This window comes from Cedecea sp. AS113 (assembly GCF_037152415.1).
Taxonomy (GTDB): domain Bacteria; phylum Pseudomonadota; class Gammaproteobacteria; order Enterobacterales; family Enterobacteriaceae; genus Cedecea.
Window position 1 is genome coordinate 239,365 of sequence record NZ_JBBCMI010000001.1, and the last position, 24,982, is coordinate 264,346.

Here is a 24,982-nt window from a genome sequence, read left to right on the forward strand (position 1 = left end):
GAGCTTTAAGCTTTGTTATAAAGCGCTTTTGCTTTGCCGGTTGTTTTTAATCTGAGTCGGAAAGAGAGCTCGGCAATAAAGCCCGGCACGCGTAATATTTTTCGCTGAACATGTCTCGCATCACGGCACAATTCAATATTGTTAGAAGTAGACACGCCGCCCATTGAAAATTCAGACACCAGCCCTTTGATACGCTTAAAGGCATAGCCGTTTTTATACATTTTTGCCGCCAGCGCGTAATCGGATGAGACTTTATATTGCAGATCGTAGGGATATTTACGCAGTCCAGAGAGCGGGAAAAAGATAGCCTGATGGCTGGCCGGCAGGCTATGGTAGATATACCAGCCCCGCTTGGCGCTGCGGCGAATTTTATTACCATCACCAAAGTCCAGCAGCGCGTCACCAATCACCATCGCGTCATCGCGCTCGCCTAAGGCTGCCAGCTGATAAATCACCTCGGCAATCTCAGGGTGGAAAGCATCGCCGGAGTTCAGAAAGAGCGCATAGCGCCCCTGCGCCATGGCGATGCCTTTGTTCATCGCATCGTAAATGCCGCTGTCTTTCTCACTGACAAAGCGCAGGTTGTACTGGCCCTGCAGGCCAGCAAGAAACTCAGCCGTGCCGTCTGGAGAGTTGCCGTCCACCACAATCCATTCGAACTCGATGCCTTTGGCCTGTGCCAGGTGCGCCAGCGATTGCCAGGTCTTCACGACCCCGGCATGGTTACGCCATGCCACTGTAATAACACTTAATAACATTATTGCGCACCTCCTGGCAGCGAATGCTGAATTGCTTTACGCAAAATAAATGGGCAAACAATTAAAAATGCATATTCCGGGCTAAAAATAGAACCGGTAAAAAACAAAGATACAGGCATAAACAACCAAAGCTGAACACGATAATTCTCATTATTGCCAAAGGCATTGCGCATCATTTTCATGACTCGCCACATATAGCCAGCGGTCATTAACACTGCAAACCATGAGAAATAAATAATCAGCAGATACAGTCCATTGTCCACGGTTTTCCCTACATCCGCACCGTTAAATATTCCGAATGATGCGACATATTCATAGAGAGAACCAAACCGTACTACGCCATCAACATTTGCCAGAGAGTAACCAACCATCACCAATGGACCAATAATACGATAATACGATGACGACCCTTCGGTTCCCAAATCGCCAACACGGGTTGCGATATAAGGGAAAGCGAATACCAAACCGATTAAAAAAACAGCCAGTGAAATAATTGCCAATGGCAACTTCTTTTTAATGGCGCTTTTATTAAGGTATTGAAACGCCCACTCCAGCAGATAAAACAAAATAAACGTCATTACCCCGGAGAAAGATCCTGACAGGATTATCCCTAAAAGAATCATAACATCAGTTTTCGGCGTTTTGATACCAAACTGTTTGATGCTGAGCCAAATTGAGATTAATGCCAGGGCGAAGAAAGCGGGCTCGAAATAGAGCGCCGTAGTACGCCGCCCACCAAAGCTAATAAAGTTGAGCACGTAATTGTTGCTGTAGATGAGAAACTTTGAAATTTTCTCAATCAGGCTACTGCCGCCGGTCAGAATAATCTGAGCCATTTCCGCCGCCGCCAGCGCCACAATAATGCCCACCACGGCATAGAAAAACCGTAATATCTTGCGGTGATTACGCTGAGAAATAGTTTTGAATCGGCAGCTCCATGTCATGCCCAATATCAGCACAATATAGACAAACAGCATCATCGAGGTGACATACTTGGCCGGGTCGAGCGACTGGCCAAAAATGTAGTTAAACGCCGTCAGTCCCGCCCCCACACCCAACGCAATCATCAATTTTTTAAGGTTGATGCGCTCGATATACAGAAACAAAATCGCCGGCAGGAAGGTCACGATGGTTATCGGGAAGCTCTCCCCCAGCGAGGCGAGCTTAATGTTCACCACCAGATAGATGAACGGCAGCAGCAGATAGCTACAGACCCTGATAGAACGAGACATATTCCTCCAGCATCTGCTTGCCACTATAGGCCGTGCGGCTGGCTGCACGGAAGGTCGCTAAATCAGTCGCGAAAACCTGCTCTGCCAGCTGCGTTTTTTTAAGCTGCACCAGCGCCAGAACGTGTTCCGGTGTGAAGGTTTTGCCCCCCACTTTACGCAGAACTTCATCCGCGGCCTCGCTGCTCGTCGCCACCACCGGCACGCCGATAGACAGCGCCTCGCACAGGATCAGCGGATAGTTATCCACACGGGAACTGAACACCAGGCTGTCCATCGTGTTCAGCTCGCTCATCAGCGCGCGCTTGTCGGTCATATAGCCGTGGTTCACCACGTTAGCGCCTTCAAACGGCGAGAACTTGCCGAAGGTATGCAGCTCAATTTTGTCGCCCAGCGCCATCATTGCCTGTACCAGTTTCTGGTTGGTTTTGCCGTCATAGCGCAGATCGTGGGCCACAATAGCCACGCGGGGCTTCACCGTCGCGACACCGCTTTCAGGCAGCTCCGCCAGAATCGCCTCGGTGGCGACGTCGATACCGTTATTGATGATGCTGCAGCGCCCGGCACCATAGAGCTGATTAAAAGCTTCGGCGACGTGCTGGCTGGGGGATATAAACTTGCAGCCCAGCGCCAGCATCTCGCGAAACAGCTGGCGCTTGCCCGCCACCTGCTGGTGCGCCTTATCCACTTTGACCGGCGGATAGTTGTTCAGCGTCGGGCATTTAACACAGCCGGTTTTCCAGCCTTCGCAGCCGTCCAGAAAGGCGCAGCGCCCGGTAATGCTCCAGTGATCGTGCAGCGTCCAGACGAAGGTAACATCCGGCTTGTGCGCCTTCACCCGCTGGCAAAACGACACCATTTCGTCCAGGTTCAGCCAATAGCTGTGCACCACATGGAAGTGCAGCACAACCGGCTGTGGGCTGCGAGTGACCCGACGGTAAAGCTTATTCAGATTGCCGAATGGATCGCGGTTCAGAAAACGGAACAGCGCGATATTGGCAACCGACACCAGGCGAGGCGTGTGTTTCTCAACGTCGGGATAAATGTCGTGGCTGGCGCTTTTCTTGCCGCCTTTGCCATAGCCGTAGATAAAACGTGAGGACAGCCCGGCCAGACGTGCACGCTGGTGCAGATCGAGCGCCACCCCCGCCGCACCGCCTTCGGCCAGGCGGACATTAAATTGCATGATGTTCATTGGATCACCTTCACCCGAGCTTTTTCACCGACCACCAGCGCATTGTCCGGCACGCTGTCCAGCACCACGCTGCCCGCGCCTACCGTCACGTTATTGCCGAGGGTGATATCGCCCACAATGATTACGTTGGCGCCCAGCTCAACGCCGTTGCCAATCACCGGGCAAGCGAGACTGTTCCCCCGGTTACCAATGGTGACGCCGTGGCGGATGGTGAAATCATCCCCGACGACGACGAACTTATTGATAACCACCGCATAGCCGTGATGAATAGTGAACCGGCGGCCAATGGTGGCGCCCGCCTGAATTTCATAGCCAAACAGGCATTCGGTAATGAATCGGTAGGCCAGCAGCACGGGCGCAGCCCAAAGGTTGTTGATAACGTTTTTCTTGCGCCACACCGAGCAAAAGTGGGCTACGCGATAGGCCAGCACCATGCAGCACGGGCGCAGGCTCCAGCTATTGGCACGAATATCCTCCAGCACGCTTACCTCCCCCGCAGACTATCGGCCAGGCGCTTGCCGTTGCGCACCGTCAGCAGAGCTAACAGGGTACGCCACGACATGCGCTTATTGCGGATTTGGTAGAGCGTATACAGCTGATATTTCTTGCTGGCCCGGTCGAACTTGGCTTTGTGCTTGCGGTAAAAGTGGAAATAACCGGCAAATTTCTTGGGGGATTTGGTTATCTGCATTTCGCCGTGATTAACGTGCAGAATTTGGGTCGCCTCTTCCACCTTCCACGGCTGGCCGAACGCCACCACCATGCGCAGGAAGATATCGTAATCCTGCGCCGCCTTCAGCTCGGTATCAAACAGGCTGCTTTTAAAGCGTTCGGCGTAGGTAAAGACCTGATTGCCGATGATATTGCGCTTGTAGAACAGCTTCAGGGAATACGGCGACTTCGGGTACAGCGGCAGGCTGGTCGGCTGCGAGTAGACCTGCCCTTCACACAAATAGTCGTTGGCATATAAAAACGCGTGGGTGACCAACTGATTCTGGTGGGACAGAAACACCGACAGCCGGTTCGGCGTCCATTCGTCATCATCATCAATGCCGGTGATAAAGCGCCCTTGCGCCAGCCTAATGGCCTGGTTACGTACCGCACAGGCACCGCTGTTCATGTCGTTGTGAATGTAACGCACCCGAGGATCGCCGAGGTCTGCAACAAACTGCTCCAGTTGCTGGAAGCTGGCGGAGCAGTCATCGACGATGATCATTTCCCAGTGGTCATAATCCTGCCGCAGCACCGAGTTGATGGCGCGAATGGCCAACTGCTGGCGGTTCCACGTCGGCATATATATAGAGATAAGCGGGCGAGTTGCGCTGCTGTTCATGGCTATCACCTTATTTAGCATCCGACTTATATTCGTATTCGTAATACCCGTAATCCTGGTAGCCCGTGGCCCGGCGGAAAATCGAGTTAAGGATCACGCCGCGCACGGCAATGCCGTTCTGCTCAAAGCGGCTCAGGCTGGTTTCCACTTCTTTCAGCGTGTTCACCGCGTAGCGAGCCACCATCAGCGTGGTGCCCGCATGGCGCCCCACAATTGCCGCATCGGTGACGGCCAGAATCGGCGGCGTATCTATCAGCACCAGGTCATAATTTTCACTGGCCCACTTCACCAACTGAGAGAAGCGCTCGTTCATCAACAGCTCGGACGGGTTAGCCGGGACCTGCCCACGTGGGATAAGGTCAAAGTTCGGCACGGAGGTTTTCTGCGCGCAGCGGGTAATATCCCCCTGCCCTGACAGCACATCGGACAGCCCGTTAACGTTGGTGGTCCCCAGCAGTTCGTGGGTATAGCCTTTGCGCATGTCGCAGTCCATCAGCAGCACGCGCTTGTTGGTCTGGCTGATCACCGCCGCGAGGTTGGCGCACACAAAGGTTTTACCGATAGACGGGCTAACGCCGGTGAGCATCAGGACGTTGTTGGGGGCCTGCATCATGGCGAAATGCAGGCTGGTGCGCAGGCTGCGAATGGCTTCAATGGCCAGGTCGGTCGGGTTACCCACCGCCAGCAACTGACTCTGTTTGAAGCGCTTAGTGCCTTTGACGTTGCGCAGGTTGGCCTGGTCGCGGGTTTTCTGCCATTCGGAGAGCGGAATGCTCGCATACACGCTGAGCCCCGCCTCTTCCAGCACGGTCGGGCTTTCAATGCCGCCGTTAAACAGCGAGCGCAGCAGCACCCCGATCACAGACACAATCAGGCCCAGAATGATGCTGCCCAGCACCACCAGCACGCGCTGAGGTTTAACCATGCCAGGCTGCGTAATCGCCGGGTCGACGATGCGCACATCACCCACCGTACTGGCTTCGGTGATTTTCAGCTCTTGCTGCTTGTTCAACAGCTGCATATAAACCTGCTGCCCGGACTCCACATCGCGGGTCAGGCGAACAATTTCCTGCTGGGTTTTGGGCATCGCGGCGATGCTGTTGGTCAGGCGAGCTTTCTGATCTTCCAGCGTTCTGCGCTGCTCCAGCAACGTGCGGTAGGACGGGTGGGCTTTGGTGTACAGCTTGGAGATTTCGGCTTCTTTGAAGGTCAGTTGATTCAGCTGAGCGTCAATGTTGACCACGGAATCCAGCAGCGATTTTGCCTCCAGGGAAAGATCCACCGAATCCTGGCGCTGGCGATAAGCGTTCAGTTTGTTCTCTGCGGCATCCAGATTGCGGCGCACCTCCGGCAGCTGCTCGGCCAGGAACTTCAGGCTTTTGGCGGCCTCTTCCGATTTGCGCTGCACGTTCTGCGCCAGATAGTTGCGGGTGATACTGTCGAGAATGGTGCGGATCTGATCTCTATCCTCCCCGGTGTAGGACAAGCTAAGCACGCCGGTATCTTTGCCGTTTTCAGTCACCGTCAGGTTGCCCAGCAGCTGGTTGATCATCCCCAACGTGGAATACTTCACCACCGTGAAATTGTCACCGGGCTGCGCCTGGATGCCCTCCACCTGCATCGTAACGCCCGATTTACTCAGCAGCTTGCCCACTTCACCTTTGGCGCTAAAGCCATTGTCGCTGGTCAGCTGATACTGTTTATCGTTCAGCACTTCCACGGTAAAGGTGTCTTTGTTCATCGCCGCCGGCAGCGTAAACGTGGTGACATTCACCGTGTCGTTCTGGTGCCCCTGCAGGCGGTCCCAGCCAGCGCCGAACAGCCAGAAGGTGTTCTTAGTCACCGAGATGTCCAGATTCAGGTCATCAACGGTTTTCCCCAGCACCATGCGGGACTGGATCAGCTGAATTTCTGCGGCAGACGCCGGTGGCTTATTGCTGAGCGCGGAGCTGATGTCGTTCACCAGCGTGTTACCGGCATTTTGTTCGATTTGCACCAGCGCGTCGGCCTTGTAGACCGGCGTGGCAAACAGGGCATAAACCGCGGCCAGCACGGCAAACAGCCCCGTAATGCCGATAACCCACCAGCGAGCCTCCAGCACGGTGCCAAACAAACGGCCAATATCAATTTCGTCATTGCCCTCGGTCGGGGCGCTCGAACGGCGTACTTTCTCTGTCATTGTTATCCCTGATGAGCGTTGAGTGCGTTAGCCCACTTTTGGGCAGAAAGGTCGAGCATGCTGTAGACCGCTTCGAAGGCGTCGCGGCTTTTACGATAGGGGTCAGGAATTTCTCTGCCGGCATCCCAGTGGCCAAACAGCATCACTTTGCCGCGCATTTCGGGTGCCATTTCGCACAGCGTGGTGATGTGGCGTTTTTCCATCGCCAGAATCAGATCGTGCTCCCGGCATAGACGCCCCGAAACCTGGCGGGCTAAATGCCCCTCAAGCGAAAGGTTGTGCCGCCCGGCAACCTCAACAGCACCGGCATCAGCGCCCTTGCCGACCAGCGCCCCCAGCCCGGCTGAGCTGACGCTAAGCTCCGGGTGGTAACGTTTGAGCAGCCGTTCAGCCGTGGGGGAACGGCAGATGTTCCCCACGCAAACCACAAGTATTTTGTTGAACATAGCGCGTTACCAGGTGTGAATATCTTTGGCGGTATCGGTCATGTAACGCACGCCGCTGATGGTTGGCAGAAGCTGGTTGATCAGGCGATTCCAGCGAGAAACTGGGGCGGTAGTGACGTACACCACGTCATACGGCTGGAGCTGGAACTCGGTGCCCATCACCAGCGAAGTCGCATCGGACATATCGAGCTGATAAATGTTGGCAATCTTGCCGTTTTGCTGCGTCTGGCCTTTGAGCGGACGGATCACGAAGATGCCGCTGGCGTTGGACGAGGTGAGATCGATACCTTCGGCCTGGCCAAGCGCCTCGGTAAGCGTCATGCCGCTGAAGTCCATTTTGAGGGTGGTTTGCTTCTTCACTTCCCCCATCACAAACACTTTCAGATCGTCATTACGCGGCACAAACAGAATGTCGCCGGGGTAGAGCAAATGGTTTTGGCTGAGGTCGCCATTTTGCATCAGCGCCTGCAGAGAAATGCGTTTTTCCTGCCCGTTATGGGTCAGAACGACGTTACGCCAGTCGGCTACTTCGGTTAAACCGCCTGCGGCATTTATCGCGTCGAGGATAGTCAGCGGTACGTTAGTGATGGGCTGCTGGCCGGATTTATTTACCTGCCCGGAGATATAGGCCTTTTGCGAGCGGAAGGCAGCGATATTAACGTCCACCTGCGGCTGGGCAATGTACTGCGCAAGACGGCTGGTAATATCGCTGCGAATTTCTGCCAGCGTTTTGCCGGTCACGCTGATTTTGCCCACATACGGATAGAACATGGTGCCATCGGGCTGTACCCAGTTACCGGTGTCGCTTGAACTGCGATATTGCCCCGCAGGCGTGGTGAGTTCCGGATGATCCCAGACCGTGACGTTTAATACATCCCCCGGCCCGACGCGGTACTGGTAATTGGCGATATCTTTATCCAGCCCGGCATTCGGCTGGGCAACCACTGGACGAGGCCTCAGTTGCTCCACCAGTCGCGGCGTTAAAGGATAAACGTTGACCATTCGGTCAAGGTCGAAATCGGCATCCCGTTGTTTGATGACGTCTTTTCCCGACGTAGACATATTGCTGCCGGGAAATATCGTGCAGCCGCTCATCAGGGTGACTGACACCAATAATGGCATCAACTTCAGTTTGTATTTTATCATTGAATATTTATCACTATGGCAGAGTAATTATCCTGAGCGAATAAAACAGGCAAGCAATTAACCGTGAGAACGAAGTGCAGAATTGAACATATTCAGAGAATGAGAAAACTGGCATTATTCCTAAAATAAGCTTATTCCCCGACATTCTGATGACGCCATCACTTGCTGTTATCTGGCCGCATCCGGGCATGCTACCGCCCCTGGCTCACAGTCACCAACCCACTGAAAAAGGTAAATAATCCTAATAACCTGAGATTCTCTAATATCCGAAAGATATTGAAAAAAATGAATCAGGTCTTATGACAATGCTGGGACAAACTATTACTAAACGAGTAATCACACATTCATTGCTAATCATCGCCAAAGATTGTTGCAGCTTAAAACTCAGCAGGCAAGGAGACAAAAGGCTGGAGGCGGACTTTTAAGAATAATATGAACCACGCAATAATAACATTTTAGGATTTTCTTTATATTGACAATAAAAATAATAAGACAATGTCTGGGAAAATATGCAGAACTATCTCATAGCGGCGTATTCATATATAAAATATATAACTCAAATGCTTCTTTAAATATTATCCGCAATAATTTGCCGGGCATTCATTTAATGCTGAAAATTCTATTAGTCATTACGGATTATTCTCAGACAAACATTGCTTTTTGTCCGACAATTATCCATCATTTCCGTGTGGCATTTGCCCGTAAGTTAAAGGCTATAAACCCCGTATGGAATGGATTGCCGACCCCTCAGTCTGGGCCGGGTTAGTTACCCTGGTCGTTTTAGAACTGGTTCTGGGCATTGATAACCTCGTTTTTATTGCCATCCTCGCCGAAAAGCTGCCTCCTAAACTGCGCGATCGCGCCCGCGTCACGGGCTTACTGCTGGCGATGGTTATGCGCCTGCTGCTGCTGGCCTCCATTTCGTGGCTGGTGACGCTTACCCGACCGCTATTCACCCTTCACGACCTTAGCTTTAGCGCCAGGGATCTGATCATGCTGTTGGGCGGTATGTTCCTGCTGTTTAAGGCCACGATGGAGCTGAATGAGCGGCTGGAGGGCAAAGACAGCGAGCATCACACGCAAAAACGGGGGGCCAAATTCTGGCCCGTTGTGGCGCAAATCGTCATCCTTGACGCCGTGTTTTCCCTTGATTCGGTGGTCACCGCCGTTGGCATGGTCGACCATCTGGCGGTCATGATGGTCGCGGTTATCATCGCCATCGGGCTGATGGTGCTGGCCAGCAAGTCGCTGACTCGGTTTGTGAACAGCCACCCGACCATCGTGATTTTGTGCCTGAGTTTCCTGCTGATGATTGGCTTTAGCCTGGTGGCCGACGGCTTTGGCTATCAAATCCCGAAAGGCTATCTCTATGCCGCCATCGGATTCTCGGTGATGATTGAATCACTCAATCAACTGGCGATATTTAACCGCCGACGTTTTCTTTCCGCAAATCAGTCGCTGCGGGAGCGCACCGCCGAAGCCGTGCTGCGGCTATTGAACGGCAAGAAAGAAGACGCGGAACTGGATGCCCAGACCGCCTCACTTATTGCCGACAGCGGCATTAACAGCGATGTTTTTAACCCGCAGGAAACGCGGATGATCGAGCGCGTGCTGCACCTGAACCAGCGCAGCGTCAGCAGTATCATGACCTCCCGCCACGACGTCGAGCATCTGGACATTACCGCCCCGGAAGCCGAGGTTCGCGAACTTCTGAATAAAAACCAGCACACGCGCATCGTGGTCACGGACAATGACGATGACATCCTCGGCGTGGTGCACGTTATCGATTTATTGCAGCAGTCGCTGCACGGCGAAGCGCTGAATATTACGCCGTTGATTCGTCAGCCGCTGGTTTTCCCGGAGGCATTACCGCTGCTGCAGGCGTTAGAACAGTTCCGCAACGCGCGCACCCATTTTGCTTTTGTCGTCGATGAGTTTGGCTCGGTGGAAGGCATTGTCACCCTAAGCGACGTGATGGAAACCATCGCCGGTAATCTGCCGAACGAAGTGGAAGAGATAGATGCCCGCCACGATATCCAGAAAAATCAGGACGGCAGCTGGACGGCTAACGGCCACATGCCGCTGGACGACCTGGTGCAGTACATCGCCCTTCCCCTGGATGAGAAACGGGAATACCACACCATTGCCGAGTTGCTGATGGAGCATTTGCAGCATATTCCAGCCGAAGGCGAGAGCGTTGAAGTGGGGAATTATTTGCTCAAAACGCTGGAGGTGGTGAATCACAGGGTCAACAAAGTACAAATCATCCCGCTCGAACAAGGCGATAATCTGCTGGATTATGAGGTATAAAAAAACCGGCGAGAGCCGGTTTTTTTGTCGTTAAAGCTTATTCAGTAACTGCTGAGCGTCTTTCGCCTTGTCGCTCTCTTTATGCTTATCCAGCCAGTCATTGAGCCGACGCTTAGCTTCATCCTGCAGCTGCTTACGCAGCACCTGGTCAACCTGCAGCGTGTAATTCAGCTGCTGCCACGGGCCATAAACCCGGAGCGGAACGGCCGTGTTTTTTAGCACTTCAATCAGTTTACTGTCGCTGCCCTGCCAGCCGCCGCCGACTTTAATTGCAAAGTTGGTGTCGCAGACCTCTTTCACCAGATCCATCGTGCCTTCGCCGGTCAGGGACAATACGCTGGACTCACCGACCATCTTCGTCATCGTCAGAAGCCCGTTATCCAGCGACGCAGACGTGGAGAAGTGATCAAGCTCGGTGACGTTCTGAACATTCTGCTGCGCATCCACGCCCTCATTGTTCCGACTGACCGCCTGCTGAATCAGCTGCTGGAAGTTCATCCCCTCGAGGCGGGAATGGGCCAGCTCAAGCTGGGCGTCTCCCTGCCAGTTACTGCGGAAATCCTCCGCATCAAGGCGTTCACCGCTGAAATCACCCGTCATAGAAAACTGCCCGGTTAACGCAATCGGGTAATCAAACGCGGTCAGAATTTTGCCGATCTCAATATTTTTCACCTGCGGCTGGAAGGCAAGCTCAGGCGTCTTGCCGCTGGCATCCAGGAAGCCCGGCAGCGAGAGCGTGCCCTGCCCCAGCTTGCCGTTGAGCTGGTTAATACTGAGTTTACCCTCCTGATTCACCAGCGCGGTCTGCACATCGCTGAACGCCAGGCCGCGCCAGCGCACTTCACCAGCCTTGATATTCAGTACGGCATTAAAATTACGCAGGCTGTGGTAGTTGGTTTCACCCTGTTGTTCGGCAATCACCGGGCCCGGGCGGGACGGTTGCTGAGCCTGCTGGGCCTGTTGGTTAATCAAGGTATCCGCAACGGGCGCATTGGCCACCAGTTTGTCGAGATTGAGCAGGCGAGATTGCAGATCCACCGTCCACTGCGGTTTATCCTGCATCGCCACGCTGACATTGCCCTGTAAATCACTGTCGTTGGCCGTGAGCTGCATATTTGACAGCGAAAGCTGGCTGCCCGTGTTTTTCCAGCCCAGTTGAAGCGATCCCGAGCCGCCGATGCCGCCAGCCGGAAGGTCGGCGCCCTGCAGCTGGTAGTCAATTTGGCTTAACGTGGCGTTGATTTGCTGCGGATAGTCATGGAGATCGACATCTGCGGTGACCGAAAGCGTTAAATCCCGCTGGTCACGGTTGATTTGGCTGCTGAATTCAATATGCGCCTGGCGCTTATCATCCTGCGTCATTTGCAGGTTAATGTTGCGGACGGTGATCTGCTCGTCATTGATATGCTGGAAGACCAGCACGCTGTCGACGACCTTAAGCTTCGCGACATCAAAGGACCAGCCACGCCCGGTATCCGGTTCACTAATGGTGTCTTTTGGCCCTACCGGCGCGTTAGCCGAAAGCTTCGCTTCAGCCTGCGGCGTCATCTGAATCACCGCGCTTTTCAGCATGACCTGGCGAACCTGAAGCTGGTGAGAAAGCAGCGGAATCAGCGCTACATCCAGACGCATATTTTCCGCGCTAACCATTGGCAAACTGGCACCCGGCGCAGTCAGTGACATGCGACCAGACAAAATACTCAGCTGCGGCCAGACATGCCAGCGCAGCGGCCCTTCCAGCTCAAGGTGATAGCCGCTGCGGGCCTCAACCTGACGAACCATATAACCACGGAAGTCGTTAGGGTTAACCAACAACACGAGTGAGGTCAGGCCGGCTATCAGCACAACCAGCAGAATCATCAACGTGGTTAATAGTCGTCTCATAACATTCTCCATATCATTCGCCAGAGGGCGAACAACTCACTGCAATTCAGTCTTTATCGATACGGCTTGCTACCGCACCCTGCTGGTCGCGGTATTTGGCATCCTGACGGCGATTATAAGGGCGAGCGGCTGGCCCGGAGAGGGGTTCAAAGCTCAGCGCGCCAATCATCATGCCCGGACGCAGCGCCAGCGGCAGCTTCCCTGAATTGTAGAATTCAAGCACGATACAGCCATGCCAGCCCGGATCGATGCGGTGGGCGGTGACGTGTACCATCAGGCCCAGGCGCGCTAACGAGGAACGCCCATCCAGCCAGCCCACAAGGTCGTCCGGCAGCGTGACAGATTCCAGCGTTACCGCCAGCGCCAGTTCACCGGGGTGTAGAAAGAAAGCTTCACCTTCTTCCAGCACAATCTCATCACTCATCACGCGCTCTAACGCTTCGGTGACTTCATCTTTTGGGCCGCTGAGATCGATAAAAGGTGCGGTATGCCCGCTAAACGTGCGGAATTTATTGCCGAGGCGCACATCCACGGTGGCACCGTTAATGCGTTCAACCGGAGGACGGGGGGTAATCGCTAAACGGCCATCATCCAGCCAGGCTTCGATATCACGATCGCAAAGGCGCATCGCAGATTCTCCTTATCAATCTCAGTTTACACACACTGCCACAGAGCGTCGACGATAGCCAATTGGCAATGGATGAGGGATTCAACGTAAAAGCGAGCGGCTTACGCGCGCCCGCAAAGGTCTTTATTCAAAGAACTGACTGATTTTGGCTTTCAGAATATCGATTGCGATGCGGTTCTTGCCCCCGCGCGGCACGATAATATCGGCGTATTGTTTGGAAGGCTCAATAAATTGCAGGAACATTGGGCGTACCGTTTTTTGATACTGCGCCATCACGGAGTCCATTGAACGGCCGCGCTCGTTAACGTCGCGCTTCATACGGCGCATCAGGCAGATATCCAGCGGTGTATCAACAAAAATAGAGAAGTTCATTTCCTGGCGCAGGCGCGCATCGGTCAGCAGCAGGATGCCTTCCAGAATGATCACCTTCTTCGGGACCAAATGCACGGTCTGGTCGGTGCGGGTGTGCTCCACGTAGCTATAAACCGGCAGTTCGATAGCTTTGCCGGACTTCAACGTCTGCAAATGCTGGAAAAGCAGGTTGTGGTCCATTGCGCTGGGGTGATCGTAGTTGGTTTTAACACGCTCTTCCATCGACAGATGGCTTTGATCTTTGTAGTAACTGTCTTCTGGAATGACACCAATGTGTTCATCGCCGACTTGCTCGCGCAGTTCACGATACAACGTGCTGGCAATGAGGCTTTTCCCTGAAGCCGATGCGCCGGCTATCCCGATGATGACGCATTGATGAGACTGATCGGTCATATTATTTACGGCCTGAATACGAAAAGTGTTGGAAGGACGACGCGGAGGCGTCAAACGCCGCAATTATAGGGACAACCGCCTTTTGATACCAGTCTCTTACCCCCTGCAATCGTGAAATTACGCGGCAAAGGGCCAACAAAGTGACAAAGGCATGACAGCGCACCATCGCCAGGCAACGGGTAAAGTGGAATTATTTAATTACGTGATTTGACTACGCAATTTCTGACACTCTGTAGGTAAATTCTGACAACCGAGCATAGGAATTGTAAATTGTTTGTACTAGCATAAACCGATTCTTTATTTATATGCATCCGGGCATGACTCCTGGCGGCAGTGTCCAAGCGGATTTGCGGTAATGATTAGAAAAAACAGACAAACAGAAGCCGCCGTCCATTCACTGATACTGCTGGCTGGCTTGGGGTTACTCAGCTTTGTTTTCACCCTCTATTCCCTTGAGCTGACGTTAAAAGGCACCGATCTGGTGCCTATCTGGTTTACCACCTCGGTGATGATGGCGGCATTTTTCCGTTCTCCTTTCCGTCAATGGCCGTTCATTGCCGCCGTCTGTGCACTGGGCAGCATGGCAGCCAGCGCCGCCGTTTTTTCATTTAGCGGTCTGAATATCTCGTTAACCGCAATAAACCTGTTTGAGGCGCTGCTGGGCGCGCTTTTGTTACGCCGCTTTTTGCCGCGGGAAAACCCCTTACAAAACCTCAATAACTGGTCACGACTTGCCGTGTGCAGTGCGGTAATCCCTCCGCTGGTCGGCGGCCTGCTGGTGACGCTATTGCCGATACCGGTTGACTCCTCGTCGCTGAAAACCTTCTTTATATGGGTGCTGTCTGAATCCATCGGGGCGCTGGCGCTGATGCCGGCAGGGCTGCTGTTTAAACCTTATTATTTGCTTCGTCACCGCAAAGCGGCCCTGCTGTTCGAAACCGTGGCAACCTTCGCCGTCACGCTGGCACTCAGCTATTTTTCATTAATTTATCTGCCCTGGCCGTTCACTTTTATCATCGTCATTCTGATGTGGAGCGCCATTCGGCTGCCGCGTCTGGAAGCCTTTATTATTTTCCTTGCCACGCTGATGATGGTCTCGGCGATGATAGCCATCGGCAAGCTCCCGATGTTAACGCCCCACCCGCGCGTGCTGGAATATGCGCCGTGGCTGCCGTTTCTGCTGATTCTGCTGCCGGCAAACGTCATCACAATGGTGATGTACTCCTCCCGCACAGAGCGTAAACACATCACCGAAAGCGAAACGCGCTTTCGTAACGCCATGGAATACTCGGCTATTGGCATGGCGCTGGTCTCTACCGAGGGCAAATGGCTGCAGGTCAATAAGTCATTATGTAAGTTCCTCGGCTATTCCAGCGAAGAGCTGAGCGATCTCACCTTCCAGCAAATTACCTGGCCCGAAGATTTGGATCTCGATCTTCAGCACCTGAGCAAGCTCGAGGCCGGGCACATCAATAGCTATTCAATGGAAAAGCGCTATTACACCAGCGCGGGCAATGTCGTGTGGGCCATGCTCACGGCGTCCGTTGTGCGTCATACCGACGGCACGCCGCTCTACTACATCGCCCAGATTGAAGACATCAACGACCTGAAGCATACCGAGTGGATCAACAAGCGGCTGATGGAGCGGATTACGCTTGCCAATGAAGCCGGCGGCATCGGCATCTGGGAGTGGGATCTGACCAACGATGTCATCAGCTGGGATAAGCGGATGTTTGAGCTTTACGACGTGCCGCCGCATACCAAACCCACCTACCAGCTCTGGCTGAACAGGCTGGTGAAAGAAGATCTCGCCCACTCGGAGACCGTTATTCGCGAGTCGTTAAAAAATCGCCTGCCGTTTAAGCTTGAATTTCGTATCCATGTCAAAGACGGTATCCGCCATATCCGCTCCCTGGCTAACCGCGTGCTGAATAAGAACGGCGACGTGGAACGACTGCTGGGCATCAATATGGACATGACCGAAGTTAAGCAGCTCAACGAAGCGCTGTACCAGGAAAAAGAGCGGCTGCACATCACGCTGGACTCGATCGGCGAAGCGGTAATTTGCACCGACGTCGACATGAATGTCTCCTTTATGAACCCGATTGCCGAGAAGCTCAGCGGCTGGGCGCAGGAGGCGGCCATCGGCCAGCACATTCTGGCGATTCTGCGCATCACCTTCGGCGATAACGGCCCGGTGATGGAAAACATACACAGCGGCGATTTTTCCCGGAGCGCTATAGAGCAGGATGTCGTGCTGCATTGCCGCAACGGCGGTAGCTACGACATCCACTACACCATTACGCCGCTGACCACGCTGGACGGCCAAAGCATTGGCTCCGTGCTGGTTATCCAGGATGTGACTGAGTCCCGGAAAATGCTCAAACAGCTGAGCTACAGCGCCTCGCACGATAGCCTGACGCACCTGGCCAACCGGGTAAGCTTTGAGAATCACCTGAAGCGCTTACTGCAGGGTGCGGTTGAACACCGCCAGCGCCATGCCCTGGTGTTCATTGACCTCGACCGTTTTAAAGCCGTAAACGACTCCGCGGGCCATGCCGCAGGTGATGCTTTGCTGCGGGAGCTGGCGGCGATGATGCTGAGTATGCTGCGCACGGGGGATTTCCTTGCTCGCCTCGGCGGCGACGAATTTGGTTTGCTGCTGCCAGATTGTTCCACTGAAAACGCACGTTATATTTCTGAGCGCATCATTCGCAGTATCAACGACTACCACTTTATGTGGGATGGCCGTCTGCACCGCATCGGCGCCAGCGCCGGGATCACGCACATTGACGGCGATAATGCCATCGCGTCTGAAGTGCTCTCTCAGGCCGATATCGCCTGCTACGCCTCGAAGAACAACGGCCGCGGCCAGGTCACGGTTTATGAACCGCATCGCCACTACATGGAGCAAGGACGAGACACCATGCCCCTCGACGAGCAGTGGCAGGTGATCAAAGACAATCCGATGCTGATGATAGCGATGGCGATTGCGCCGCCGCGCATCCCGGAATCGACCTGTTTCTATCTCCTGACCCTGCGCTTCTGGGGAAACGAAGGGGACGTTATCAACGAACCCGCATTCCGCTCAGGCCTCGCCGACCCGGCACTTCACCATGCGCTGGATCGCCGCGTATTTAGCGAATTTTTTGACAAGTATGCCGCTCAGGTCGCAAGGAAAGGTTTTGGCGTCGCGCTGCCCGTTTCCGGTGCGGGCCTGGTCAGCGACACCTTCGTCAATGAGCTGCTGGAACAGCTTTCCTCCCGCACAATGCCGGCCCGTCTGCTGCACCTGACGATTCAAAGCAGCGACTTGCTCGCCGAGCCACAGCGCGCTTATGCCAGCCTGAAGCGGCTGCGCAAAGCCGGTTGCCGCATGGTGCTGAGCCACGTTGGGCGCGATCTGGAACTGTTTAATACCCTGAGCCATCATCTGTTCGACTACGTGATGTTAGACCCGGACCTGATCCTCAACGTGCACTGTAATCTGATGGACGAAATGATGGTGACGATTGTGCATGGTCACGCCCAACGCATGGCGTTGCAAACTATCGCCGGTCCGGCGGATATGCCTCTGGTAATGGATACGCTGTCGGGCATTGGCATTGATTTAATCTATGGGGAAACCATCGCCCAGCCGCAGCCGCTGGAGCTGCTGCTGACGAATAGTTATTTTGGCATTAACTGACCGGCCTCACCCCAATAAAAAAACCCCTGTCCGGTTGACCGATTCAGGGGTTTTTATTTAGCGTCTGCCAGTCAAAACTGGCTTAGTCACCGCTGAGTTCAGCTCGTGACCTTCATCCTGACTTTAATTGGGCATATCGCAGGAAGCATTTTTCCATACGATATCGCAAATATCATCGCTAGGATTAAAGCCTGTAGGCGCCTTGAGTAAAATGGAACGAATGGTATCCATGTCATAATGTCCACAGGCGTCGTTCATGTCGGTGAGATAAACGTTAAGCTCCTCCCATGAAAGCTTCACTTCACTGGCGGCCATGATTCGTGGGTGCTGCGTCGTCATCACATTGTCACCAATGAGGAGTTCCTCAAAGAGCTTCTCACCTGGTCTCAATCCGGTGGTTTTAATCTCAATATCACCCTCCGGATTCGAATCATCACGTAAGGTAAAGCCACTTAAAGAAACCATACGCTCTGCCAGGTCGATGATTTTTACCGGATCGCCCATATCGAGGACAAAAACGTCTCCGCCGTTGCCCATCGCACCAGCCTGTATAACCAGCTGCGCGGCCTCTGGAATCGTCATGAAGTAGCGAATAATGTCCGGGTGTGTCAACGTAATTGGCCCCCCTTTAGCTATCTGCTTTTCAAAGAGTGGCACAACAGAACCTGAAGACCCCAGCACATTACCAAATCTCACCATGCTAAAGCAGGTACCTGACTGCTGTACCGCCAATGCCTGCAGCACAAGCTCCGCCATGCGTTTTGTTGCCCCCATCGTGTTGGTCGGGCGAACAGCTTTATCCGTAGAGATCAATACAAATTTCGGGACACCGCAGCGGATTGCTGCCTGTGCACAGGCCAGCGTACCAAAGACGTTATTTCTGACGCCATCGGCAACGTTATACTCAACTAAAGGTACGTGTTTATAAGCCGCGGCGTGGTAGATAGTTTCGATACCGAAACTCCCGATAACCCGCTCCAGATGAGCCTGGTTTTGCACATTACCCAGCACAGGATAGAGTTTGATCGTCAATCCCTTGCTCTTGATCATCTCAGATAATTCGCGCTCGATAGCGTAAAGCGAAAACTCAGAGATCTCATAGAGAACTAACGCTTTTGGCCCGTTCAGAATAATCTGGCGACAAAGTTCTGAGCCGATGGATCCCCCCGCCCCTGTCACCATGACCGACTTATCCTGGATATTCCGGGCAATTAACTCAGGTACAGGCGCCACGGGGTCACGTCCTAAAAGGTCGGTAATAGAGACTTTTTTCAGCGTAGCAATGCTGGCTTTCCCTTCCACCAGATCAACCATTCCGGGAATAGAAAGCACCTCACAGGGGAGACCTTCCAGCTTTTTCATCACTTCGCTTTTACGAGTGCGGCTCAAGCTTGGCATGGCCAACAGGATTTTTTTGGCCTCGTACTTCTCGACTAACCAGGCCAGCTTTTCAGGCGAGTAAACCGTCACACCATGCATAACGGTTTTTTGTAGACGTGGGTTATCGTCAACAAAAGCAATCGGGTAATACTCAGACGCCTGGCTTAAGGCAGGCAGTAACTGGCAGCCTGATGCACCTGCACCGTAGATAATGACCTTGGTTCCCAGTTTTAATCCATGGTTGACCAGCATTCTTAACGCCAGTCTGGAGCCTGTAACCAACAGTAAACCAAAGGAAAAATAGATAAATGGGATTGTACGAGGCAAATAAATATTTGTATAAAACGCGGTCACGATAAGCAGGATGGACGACGCCACCATACCCACCGCAACCGAGACAAAAACTTTAGCCGTAATATATCGAATAACCGCACGATAGAGGCCAAGTCTGACAAAGAAGCCTAGCGTGACCAGAATAATCGACAGAATCAGTAACCAGTGCGGCCCACTTGTCAGAGGTGTCAGGGCATCAATACGCACCCAGAAAGAGAACCAGAAAGCACACAACAGCAGCACAACATCAATTGCCAGCGTAATAATTCTTTTTACCGGTCTTGGTAAAGCAAGCAGAAACGTAAGCATATTTTCAATAGAACAGGACACCTGTTCACCAACCTGTTGTTATAGAGTGAAAATTTTTACTGAGCACCCTCTGGTACAACTAAATATATATCAGTGGTGCCCGTAACCCTGCTTTATTAGCCCTTATCCTCTACGCCAGCTCCGCAGCGCCACGCGACAATCACAACCGGAGCCCAGGCTATCGCTAATCCTACCACTCCCGTAATGGCACCCGCTGCAATCAACATGGCAAAAGGGGTTAACCAGATAAAATTGACGCACAGCGCACCAAGAGTAACGGGCTTATGGCTACCATATTTTCTTGCAAGTATCTGGTAGCCATGGCTTGCGTGAGCTTCGTACACCTTTTTGCCTGCCAGCAAACGGCGCAGTAACGTTAAGGTAGCATCTACGATAAAAACGCCAAGTAAACACATCTCGGCAAGGAAGAGTTTGCTATCAAGCAGGCCAATATGAAGAGCCAGTAAGCCGATGGTTATTCCCAGAAAGCCACTTCCGGCATCGCCCATGAAAATTTTTGCGTTCGGGAAATTCCAGAAGATAAAACCGAGCGCGGCAGCCCCCAGCAGCAAAACGCTAAGCGATGCGTCTGACCCCAAAGCATCAGGCACAGCAATCCAGACAATCAGCAGAGATGAAAGGGAAAAAACAATCGCCTCCATGCTCGCCAGCCCATTAATGCCATCCATAAAGTTATAAAGATTCAGCATCCATACCAGATAGACTAATCCGAAAACCATCCCAATCCATCCGGCAGAGAAGGTGTAGCCGAAAAGCTCGATCGCAGGAAAGTTTCCAAGAAAGAAAAGCCCTGCTGCGGCGGCCAGGAAGTGCATCAGTAATCGCCAGCGAGCCGCAATGTGCCCATGGTCGTCAAGAAAACCGACCACCGCGGTAATTCCGCCGGCAACAATCAGCGAGAACATCGTCGAGTATGAAATGAGCTGAAGGAGGGACAGCGCAATCAACCCAACCATAAGACTGATAACAATGGCCACACCGCCACCACGAGGCGTCGGTATAGAGTGAGAGCTACGTTGATTCGGTATATCAATAACGTTGTTTTTTAACGCATAGGCTCGTAGGCACCAGGTCAGAATAAATGAGAGAATAAAAACGACTACGGCCACAATTAATGCCTGCATTACTGAGCGTCCTTTGAATAATATTTTGCTGCTTTTTCCATCGTTTCGGAAAGCGTAACGGGTTGCTGCCAACCCAACAGCTCGGAGGCGTAGGAGGCATCAATATCCAATGAGCCATAGAGCTGCTCATAAATGCTTTGCTTCCCTGTTAGCATCAGTAAAACCTTCAATATAGCCGCTGGAAACCAAAAGACACGAGGAGATTTGTTCATTCCACCCGCGAATGATCGAACAATATCTTCCGTGGTGGGTTTATCTTTATCGGCGAGAACAAAAAGCTGATTTTTTGAACGAGGATCGTTCAGGCAAGTGGCAATAAAGCTGACAACGTTTTCCAGAGAAACCATGCTTCGCTTGTTTTTTATTCCTTTGAAAGGAAGTGGCAGCCCACTGGCAACCAGTTTTAACAAACGCCGAATATTGCCCGGTGCATTTTCGCCACAGATAAGCGCCGGGCGAATCACCGTAATCGCCATTGGGCCTGAAGAAAATGCTTCGTTCAGCTTTTGCTCAGCTTCAAATTTAGAAATCGCATAATCTGAGACAGGCTTAGGTATTGATTTTTCGTTAAATGGCGTATGAGTAGTGGCATTGCCATTTACGCCAATAGAACTGATGAAAATAAAATGGTTGACCCCTGCATTCAACGCGTCGTGAGCAAGCTTTAAGGTTGCGTCACAGTTAACCTGCCGAAACGCCGAGAGTTTATCCGCAGCTGAATCTTTTAAGATATGAGCCCGACCGGCGGTATGCACGACGGCATCACACCCTTCAAGCACCGGGGACCAGTCCGTTGTTGCCGAAATATCGCCGATATCAACCAGTCCAGCAGTATTCTGCGAGCCACGACGAGTTGTGCCGACGATTTCATACCCCAATTCCCTGAGCGTTGTAACCAAGCGACTCCCCACGAAACCCGTGGCCCCTGTAACTAAAACTCTCACATTCGACCCTTATAATCCGTTCATCTGAATTAAAAATGAAACTCATTCAGTAATATTAATTTAAATATAAAATTCGGACACCACTTTTATATCGGGATTTTCTTACTAATAAAGGTCGGTTACAAGTTCAAATATCGTAGCATATAATCCTGTGAGTCAGTCTGGCGTCCAGCCGTCGCTATACCAGATGTGTAACAGCGCGTAAGAGCGCCAGGGCTGCCAGCGCTCGGCGTAGCGGCGGATTTGTGCAGGCGTCATATCAGGAAAGCGCTGTTTAATCAGGTAATCGTCCGGCAGGAAAACGTCGCTGGCCTGCCAGCCGCGCAGGGCGAAATAGTTGGCTGTCCAGCGCCCGATACCGGGCAATGCTATCAGGTTTTTTATTCCCTGCTCCAAATCATCGGGTAGCTGCAGCGGAAACTGCCCTTTCACCACCTCTCCGGCAAGATGCACAATAGCCTCTGCACGCTTAAGCGACATGCCTAAAGATTTCAGCTGTTGAACATCGCAGTTTGCCAGCGTCCTGGCATCCGGAAACAGATACCAGCCCTCGTGACCTTCAAGCTTCCCTCCGAAGGTCTTTGCCACTTTGCCGGTCAATTTTGCCGCCATCGCCACGCTAACCAGTTGCCCAAGAATGGCCCGAATGGCCTGTTCGAACGGGTCCATACATCCCGGCAGACGCAGGCCGGGCCGGGCTGCCGCCAACGTGCCCAGGCTGCTTAATACCTGCTGCGGATCCTTGTCCAAATCCAGTAAGTTCTTCACGCGCTGTAAAACTTCGCCTGCCACAGGCTGCAGGCCGTCGCTTAGCGTCACATTGAGGCAAAGATTTTTCTCGTCTGGTTCAAGCGTCACCAGCCCGGCATATTCTCCCAGCGCGAAGCTGCGCTGATAGCGACTGGCGGTAACAACTTCCACGCCCTCCACGGCACGTCCCCGTAAAAAACCAAGGATCCAGGACCAGTCATAGGGCGGTTGATAGCTAAGGGTGTACATAAATAATCCTGAAGAGAATGAGGGCATTAGGCAGACAACACTGCTTATTTAGCATACCGCCAAATGCCGATTTCTGCCTTGCTTTCATATTCAGTTGCCCACGGACCGGCATTCCGCTAAAGTCGCCCCCCTTCTCACTGGCATGGGGATAATCAACAAAAATGAAAATCGGTTTTGACTACGGGACGGCGAACTGCTCGGTCGCCATTATGCACGACGGAAAACCACAGCTGCTGGAGATGGAGAACGGCTCATCGCTGCTGCCTTCTATGCTCTGTGCACCGACGCGTGAAGCGGTGAGCGAGTGGCTCTTCCGCCACCACGAAGTTCCGGCTACGGGAAGCGAGACCCAGGCGCTGCTGCGCCGTGCGGTGAGCTACAATCGCGAAGAAGACATTGATGTGCTGCCCGGCAGCGTAAAATTTGGCTTAAGTTCTCTTGGCCAGTACATGGAAGATCCGGAAGAGGTTTACTTCGTTAAATCGCCAAAGTCCTTCCTCGGCGCCACCGGCCTGAAACCGCAGCAGGTCGCGCTGTTTGAAGATCTGGTCTGCGCGATGATGCTGCACATCCGCAAACAGGCGGAAAACCAGCTGGAAGGCACCATCGACCAGGCCGTGATTGGCAGGCCGATTAACTTCCAGGGACTGGGCGGGGAAGATGCTAACCAGCAGGCTCAGGGGATTCTGGAACGCGCCGCGCACCGCGCTGGCTTCCGCGACGTGGTGTTTCAGTTTGAACCCGTAGCCGCGGGGCTGGATTTTGAAGCCACGCTACAGGAAGAAAAGCAGGTGCTGGTGGTCGACATTGGCGGCGGCACCACCGACTGCTCGGTACTGCTGATGGGGCCTGACTGGCACCTGCGCCGCGACCGTGAACAAAGCCTTCTGGGCCACAGCGGCTGCCGCGTGGGCGGTAACGATCTGGATATTATGCTGGCATTTAAACAGCTGGCTCCGCTGCTTGGTATGGGCGGCCAGACGGAAAAAGGCATCGCGCTGCCGGTATTACCCTGGTGGAACGCCGTCGCGATTAACGATGTCCCGGCTCAGAATGACTTCTACAGCGCGGCTAACGGCCGCTCGCTCAATGAGCTGGTGCGGGACGCGCGCGAGCCGGAAAAGGTGGCGTTTCTGCAGAAAGTCTGGCGTCAGCGTCTGAGCTATCGCCTTGTCAGGGCGGCAGAAGAGAGCAAGATTGCGCTCTCCAACAGCCAGCAGGTTTCAGCATTGCTGCCGTTTATTGCCAAAGACGTAGGCTGCGACATCAGCCAGCAAGCGCTGGAAACCGCTATCAGCCAGCCGCTACAGCGGATCATGGAACAGGTCACGCTGGCGATGGACAACAGCCAGGCTAAACCTGAGGTTATATACCTGACCGGCGGCAGCGCTCGTTCTCCGCTGCTGCGCCATGCGCTCGCCCAGCAGTTGCCTGATATTCCAATTGCCGGAGGGGATGACTTTGGCTCGGTGACGCAGGGGCTTGCCCGTTGGTCAGACGTGGTTTTTAGATAATCACGTTCAAACATACCGCTCAAACCGCAGGCCTCCTGCGGTTTTTTATATCTGGAAACGCCGGTCGCTTTCTGGAAACTCCAGATGCAGCGAAAGTTTACCGCCCAGCGCCTCAACGTAGCGCTTCAGCGTGAGCACTTTGAGATCGTTGCCGCGTTGTTCAATCGCGGCGATTGCCGGCTGGGAAACCCCCATTTTTTGCGCCACTTGTTTTTGAGAAAGTCCCTGCTGCTCACGTACCAGCTGTAATCCCGTTTCCAGAATTAAGACTTCGGTCATTGCGCGGATCTCGGCCTGCTCTTCCGCCGAAAACTCCGCCATCACTTCAGTTAACGTTTTCATTTTCATCTTCCAGTTCTGCCAGGTGATGCGCAAACTGCGTATCGGCCACTTTCATCTGCGCCTGATAAAAACGCGTATCGTTTGATTGGTCTCCACCACACAGCACAACGGCTCTGCGATGCGGGTCAAAAGCAAAAAAGATCCGATATGGCTTGCCGCGGCATAGCAAACGTAATGCCTTCATATTGGGATAGCGAGATCCCTTTACCGTGTCCGCCTGCGGGCGGCTTAAAGCCGGCCTCCAGAACTCAATATTGCCGAAGGCCGCCCCAAGTCGTTTGCGGAGCTCTACGGGCTGGGCCTGATACCAAAAGTAGAAAGAGTCGGTAAATATCGCGCGCCAGATCATCACTCACCTCATAAACTATAGGTTATATTTAAAATATAAACCACAGCTTATTTCTCGCTTCGTGATATGACTACTCCTGGGACTGAAACTTGCGTGACGCCTCGGA

20 protein-coding genes are annotated in these 24,982 nt (G+C 53.1%); 3 read left to right on the top strand and 17 right to left on the bottom strand.

Going from position 1 to position 24,982, the window contains the following annotated elements; genetic code table 11:
* Positions 1-5 precede the first annotated feature (5 nt).
* Genes wcaE through WFN87_RS01260 form a run of 8 tightly spaced genes read right to left on the bottom strand, consistent with a single transcriptional unit; the run spans position 6 to position 8,286 of the window.
* Positions 6-758 carry a colanic acid biosynthesis glycosyltransferase WcaE gene (wcaE, locus tag WFN87_RS01225; protein WP_336981540.1) on the bottom strand — a complete coding sequence of 251 codons (753 nt, stop codon included), beginning with the start codon at positions 756-758 and terminating at the stop codon, positions 6-8.
* A complete protein-coding gene (gene wcaD / locus WFN87_RS01230; protein ID WP_336981542.1) occupies positions 758-1,990 on the bottom strand; it encodes a colanic acid polymerase WcaD in 1,233 nt (410 codons plus the stop codon). Before wcaD ends, wcaE begins: the two co-directional genes overlap by 1 nt.
* On the bottom strand, positions 1,965-3,182 hold the full coding sequence (locus WFN87_RS01235; RefSeq protein WP_166872535.1) for a glycosyltransferase: 1,218 nt from the start codon (positions 3,180-3,182) through the stop codon (positions 1,965-1,967). The genes wcaD and WFN87_RS01235 overlap by 26 nt, the downstream gene beginning before the upstream one ends.
* On the bottom strand, positions 3,179-3,664 hold the full coding sequence (gene wcaB / locus WFN87_RS01240; protein ID WP_166991234.1) for a colanic acid biosynthesis acetyltransferase WcaB: 486 nt from the start codon (positions 3,662-3,664) through the stop codon (positions 3,179-3,181). Before wcaB ends, WFN87_RS01235 begins: the two co-directional genes overlap by 4 nt.
* Before the next feature lie 2 nt (positions 3,665-3,666).
* Positions 3,667-4,515: a colanic acid biosynthesis glycosyltransferase WcaA gene (gene wcaA, locus WFN87_RS01245; protein ID WP_336981545.1), complete on the bottom strand. Its 849-nt coding sequence runs from the start codon at positions 4,513-4,515 to the stop codon at positions 3,667-3,669.
* 10 nt (positions 4,516-4,525) lie between these two features.
* Positions 4,526-6,694, bottom strand: coding sequence for a tyrosine-protein kinase Wzc (gene wzc, locus WFN87_RS01250; RefSeq protein WP_336981547.1), 2,169 nt, complete (start codon positions 6,692-6,694; stop codon positions 4,526-4,528).
* A 2-nt stretch (positions 6,695-6,696) separates the two neighbouring features.
* The gene (gene wzb / locus WFN87_RS01255) at positions 6,697-7,140 is read right to left on the bottom strand and encodes a low molecular weight protein-tyrosine-phosphatase Wzb (protein ID WP_008455093.1); all 444 of its coding nucleotides are present in this window, start codon (positions 7,138-7,140) and stop codon (positions 6,697-6,699) included.
* Positions 7,141-7,146: 6 nt separating this feature from the next.
* The gene (locus WFN87_RS01260) at positions 7,147-8,286 is read right to left on the bottom strand and encodes a polysaccharide export protein (protein ID WP_336981550.1); all 1,140 of its coding nucleotides are present in this window, start codon (positions 8,284-8,286) and stop codon (positions 7,147-7,149) included.
* Between the two features lie 726 nt (positions 8,287-9,012).
* Between WFN87_RS01260 and WFN87_RS01265 the strand changes: the two genes are divergently transcribed.
* On the top strand, positions 9,013-10,596 hold the full coding sequence (locus WFN87_RS01265) for a TerC family protein (protein ID WP_336981552.1): 1,584 nt from the start codon (positions 9,013-9,015) through the stop codon (positions 10,594-10,596).
* A gap of 30 nt (positions 10,597-10,626) precedes the next feature.
* On the opposite strand, the gene asmA is transcribed toward WFN87_RS01265, so the two are convergent.
* From asmA to udk, 3 genes are all read right to left on the bottom strand, one after another.
* The gene (asmA, locus tag WFN87_RS01270; RefSeq protein WP_336981554.1) at positions 10,627-12,480 is read right to left on the bottom strand and encodes an outer membrane assembly protein AsmA; all 1,854 of its coding nucleotides are present in this window, start codon (positions 12,478-12,480) and stop codon (positions 10,627-10,629) included.
* A gap of 46 nt (positions 12,481-12,526) precedes the next feature.
* Entirely contained in the window at positions 12,527-13,108 is a 582-nt protein-coding gene (dcd, locus tag WFN87_RS01275) for a dCTP deaminase (protein WP_008455101.1), read from the bottom strand.
* Between the two features lie 123 nt (positions 13,109-13,231).
* Positions 13,232-13,873: a uridine kinase gene (gene udk / locus WFN87_RS01280; RefSeq protein ID WP_008455103.1), complete on the bottom strand. Its 642-nt coding sequence runs from the start codon at positions 13,871-13,873 to the stop codon at positions 13,232-13,234.
* 355 nt (positions 13,874-14,228) lie between these two features.
* On the opposite strand from udk, the gene WFN87_RS01285 reads away from it, so the two are divergent.
* Positions 14,229-17,561 carry a diguanylate cyclase gene (locus tag WFN87_RS01285; RefSeq protein WP_336981556.1) on the top strand — a complete coding sequence of 1,111 codons (3,333 nt, stop codon included), beginning with the start codon at positions 14,229-14,231 and terminating at the stop codon, positions 17,559-17,561.
* A gap of 123 nt (positions 17,562-17,684) precedes the next feature.
* Here WFN87_RS01285 and WFN87_RS01290 read toward each other — a convergent pair whose 3' ends face one another.
* The 4 genes from WFN87_RS01290 to alkA form a co-directional block, all read right to left on the bottom strand.
* The gene (locus tag WFN87_RS01290; protein WP_336981725.1) at positions 17,685-19,583 is read right to left on the bottom strand and encodes a nucleoside-diphosphate sugar epimerase/dehydratase; all 1,899 of its coding nucleotides are present in this window, start codon (positions 19,581-19,583) and stop codon (positions 17,685-17,687) included.
* Between the two features lie 116 nt (positions 19,584-19,699).
* A complete protein-coding gene (locus WFN87_RS01295; RefSeq protein WP_336981558.1) occupies positions 19,700-20,728 on the bottom strand; it encodes an MraY family glycosyltransferase in 1,029 nt (342 codons plus the stop codon).
* On the bottom strand, positions 20,728-21,672 hold the full coding sequence (locus WFN87_RS01300) for an NAD-dependent epimerase/dehydratase family protein (RefSeq protein ID WP_336981560.1): 945 nt from the start codon (positions 21,670-21,672) through the stop codon (positions 20,728-20,730). Before WFN87_RS01300 ends, WFN87_RS01295 begins: the two co-directional genes overlap by 1 nt.
* A 156-nt stretch (positions 21,673-21,828) precedes the next feature.
* Positions 21,829-22,671 carry a DNA-3-methyladenine glycosylase 2 gene (gene alkA / locus WFN87_RS01305; protein ID WP_336981562.1) on the bottom strand — a complete coding sequence of 281 codons (843 nt, stop codon included), beginning with the start codon at positions 22,669-22,671 and terminating at the stop codon, positions 21,829-21,831.
* Positions 22,672-22,832: 161 nt separating this feature from the next.
* Here alkA and yegD point away from each other — a divergent pair, with 161 nt between their 5' ends.
* On the top strand, positions 22,833-24,185 hold the full coding sequence (gene yegD, locus WFN87_RS01310; RefSeq protein ID WP_336981564.1) for a molecular chaperone: 1,353 nt from the start codon (positions 22,833-22,835) through the stop codon (positions 24,183-24,185).
* Between the two features lie 45 nt (positions 24,186-24,230).
* Here yegD and WFN87_RS01315 read toward each other — a convergent pair whose 3' ends face one another.
* Both WFN87_RS01315 and WFN87_RS01320 read right to left on the bottom strand, forming a co-directional pair.
* Positions 24,231-24,527, bottom strand: coding sequence for a helix-turn-helix domain-containing protein (locus tag WFN87_RS01315; protein ID WP_166872510.1), 297 nt, complete (start codon positions 24,525-24,527; stop codon positions 24,231-24,233).
* The gene (locus tag WFN87_RS01320; protein ID WP_336981567.1) at positions 24,511-24,876 is read right to left on the bottom strand and encodes a type II toxin-antitoxin system RelE/ParE family toxin; all 366 of its coding nucleotides are present in this window, start codon (positions 24,874-24,876) and stop codon (positions 24,511-24,513) included. Before WFN87_RS01320 ends, WFN87_RS01315 begins: the two co-directional genes overlap by 17 nt.
* Between the last annotated feature and the right edge of the window lie 106 nt (positions 24,877-24,982).

Excerpts from the sequence above, each read along its gene's own strand:
- WFN87_RS01265 (WP_336981552.1), top strand. The coding sequence starts at position 9,013 with ATGGAATGGATTGCCGACCCCTCAGTCTGGGCCGGGTTAGTTACCCTG.
- wcaE (WP_336981540.1), bottom strand. The coding sequence starts at position 758 with ATGTTATTAAGTGTTATTACAGTGGCATGGCGTAACCATGCCGGGGTC.
- WFN87_RS01320 (WP_336981567.1), bottom strand. The coding sequence starts at position 24,876 with ATGATCTGGCGCGCGATATTTACCGACTCTTTCTACTTTTGGTATCAG.
- dcd (WP_008455101.1), bottom strand. The coding sequence starts at position 13,108 with ATGCGCCTTTGCGATCGTGATATCGAAGCCTGGCTGGATGATGGCCGT.
- yegD (WP_336981564.1), top strand. The coding sequence starts at position 22,833 with ATGAAAATCGGTTTTGACTACGGGACGGCGAACTGCTCGGTCGCCATT.
- wzb (WP_008455093.1), bottom strand. The coding sequence starts at position 7,140 with ATGTTCAACAAAATACTTGTGGTTTGCGTGGGGAACATCTGCCGTTCC.
- WFN87_RS01295 (WP_336981558.1), bottom strand. The coding sequence starts at position 20,728 with ATGCAGGCATTAATTGTGGCCGTAGTCGTTTTTATTCTCTCATTTATT.
- asmA (WP_336981554.1), bottom strand. The coding sequence starts at position 12,480 with ATGAGACGACTATTAACCACGTTGATGATTCTGCTGGTTGTGCTGATA.
- WFN87_RS01290 (WP_336981725.1), bottom strand. The coding sequence starts at position 19,583 with ATGCTTACGTTTCTGCTTGCTTTACCAAGACCGGTAAAAAGAATTATT.
- wzc (WP_336981547.1), bottom strand. The coding sequence starts at position 6,694 with ATGACAGAGAAAGTACGCCGTTCGAGCGCCCCGACCGAGGGCAATGAC.
- WFN87_RS01260 (WP_336981550.1), bottom strand. The coding sequence starts at position 8,286 with ATGATAAAATACAAACTGAAGTTGATGCCATTATTGGTGTCAGTCACC.
- udk (WP_008455103.1), bottom strand. The coding sequence starts at position 13,873 with ATGACCGATCAGTCTCATCAATGCGTCATCATCGGGATAGCCGGCGCA.
- WFN87_RS01285 (WP_336981556.1), top strand. The coding sequence starts at position 14,229 with ATGATTAGAAAAAACAGACAAACAGAAGCCGCCGTCCATTCACTGATA.
- wcaA (WP_336981545.1), bottom strand. The coding sequence starts at position 4,515 with ATGAACAGCAGCGCAACTCGCCCGCTTATCTCTATATATATGCCGACG.
- alkA (WP_336981562.1), bottom strand. The coding sequence starts at position 22,671 with ATGTACACCCTTAGCTATCAACCGCCCTATGACTGGTCCTGGATCCTT.
- WFN87_RS01315 (WP_166872510.1), bottom strand. The coding sequence starts at position 24,527 with ATGAAAACGTTAACTGAAGTGATGGCGGAGTTTTCGGCGGAAGAGCAG.
- WFN87_RS01235 (WP_166872535.1), bottom strand. The coding sequence starts at position 3,182 with ATGAACATCATGCAATTTAATGTCCGCCTGGCCGAAGGCGGTGCGGCG.
- wcaD (WP_336981542.1), bottom strand. The coding sequence starts at position 1,990 with ATGTCTCGTTCTATCAGGGTCTGTAGCTATCTGCTGCTGCCGTTCATC.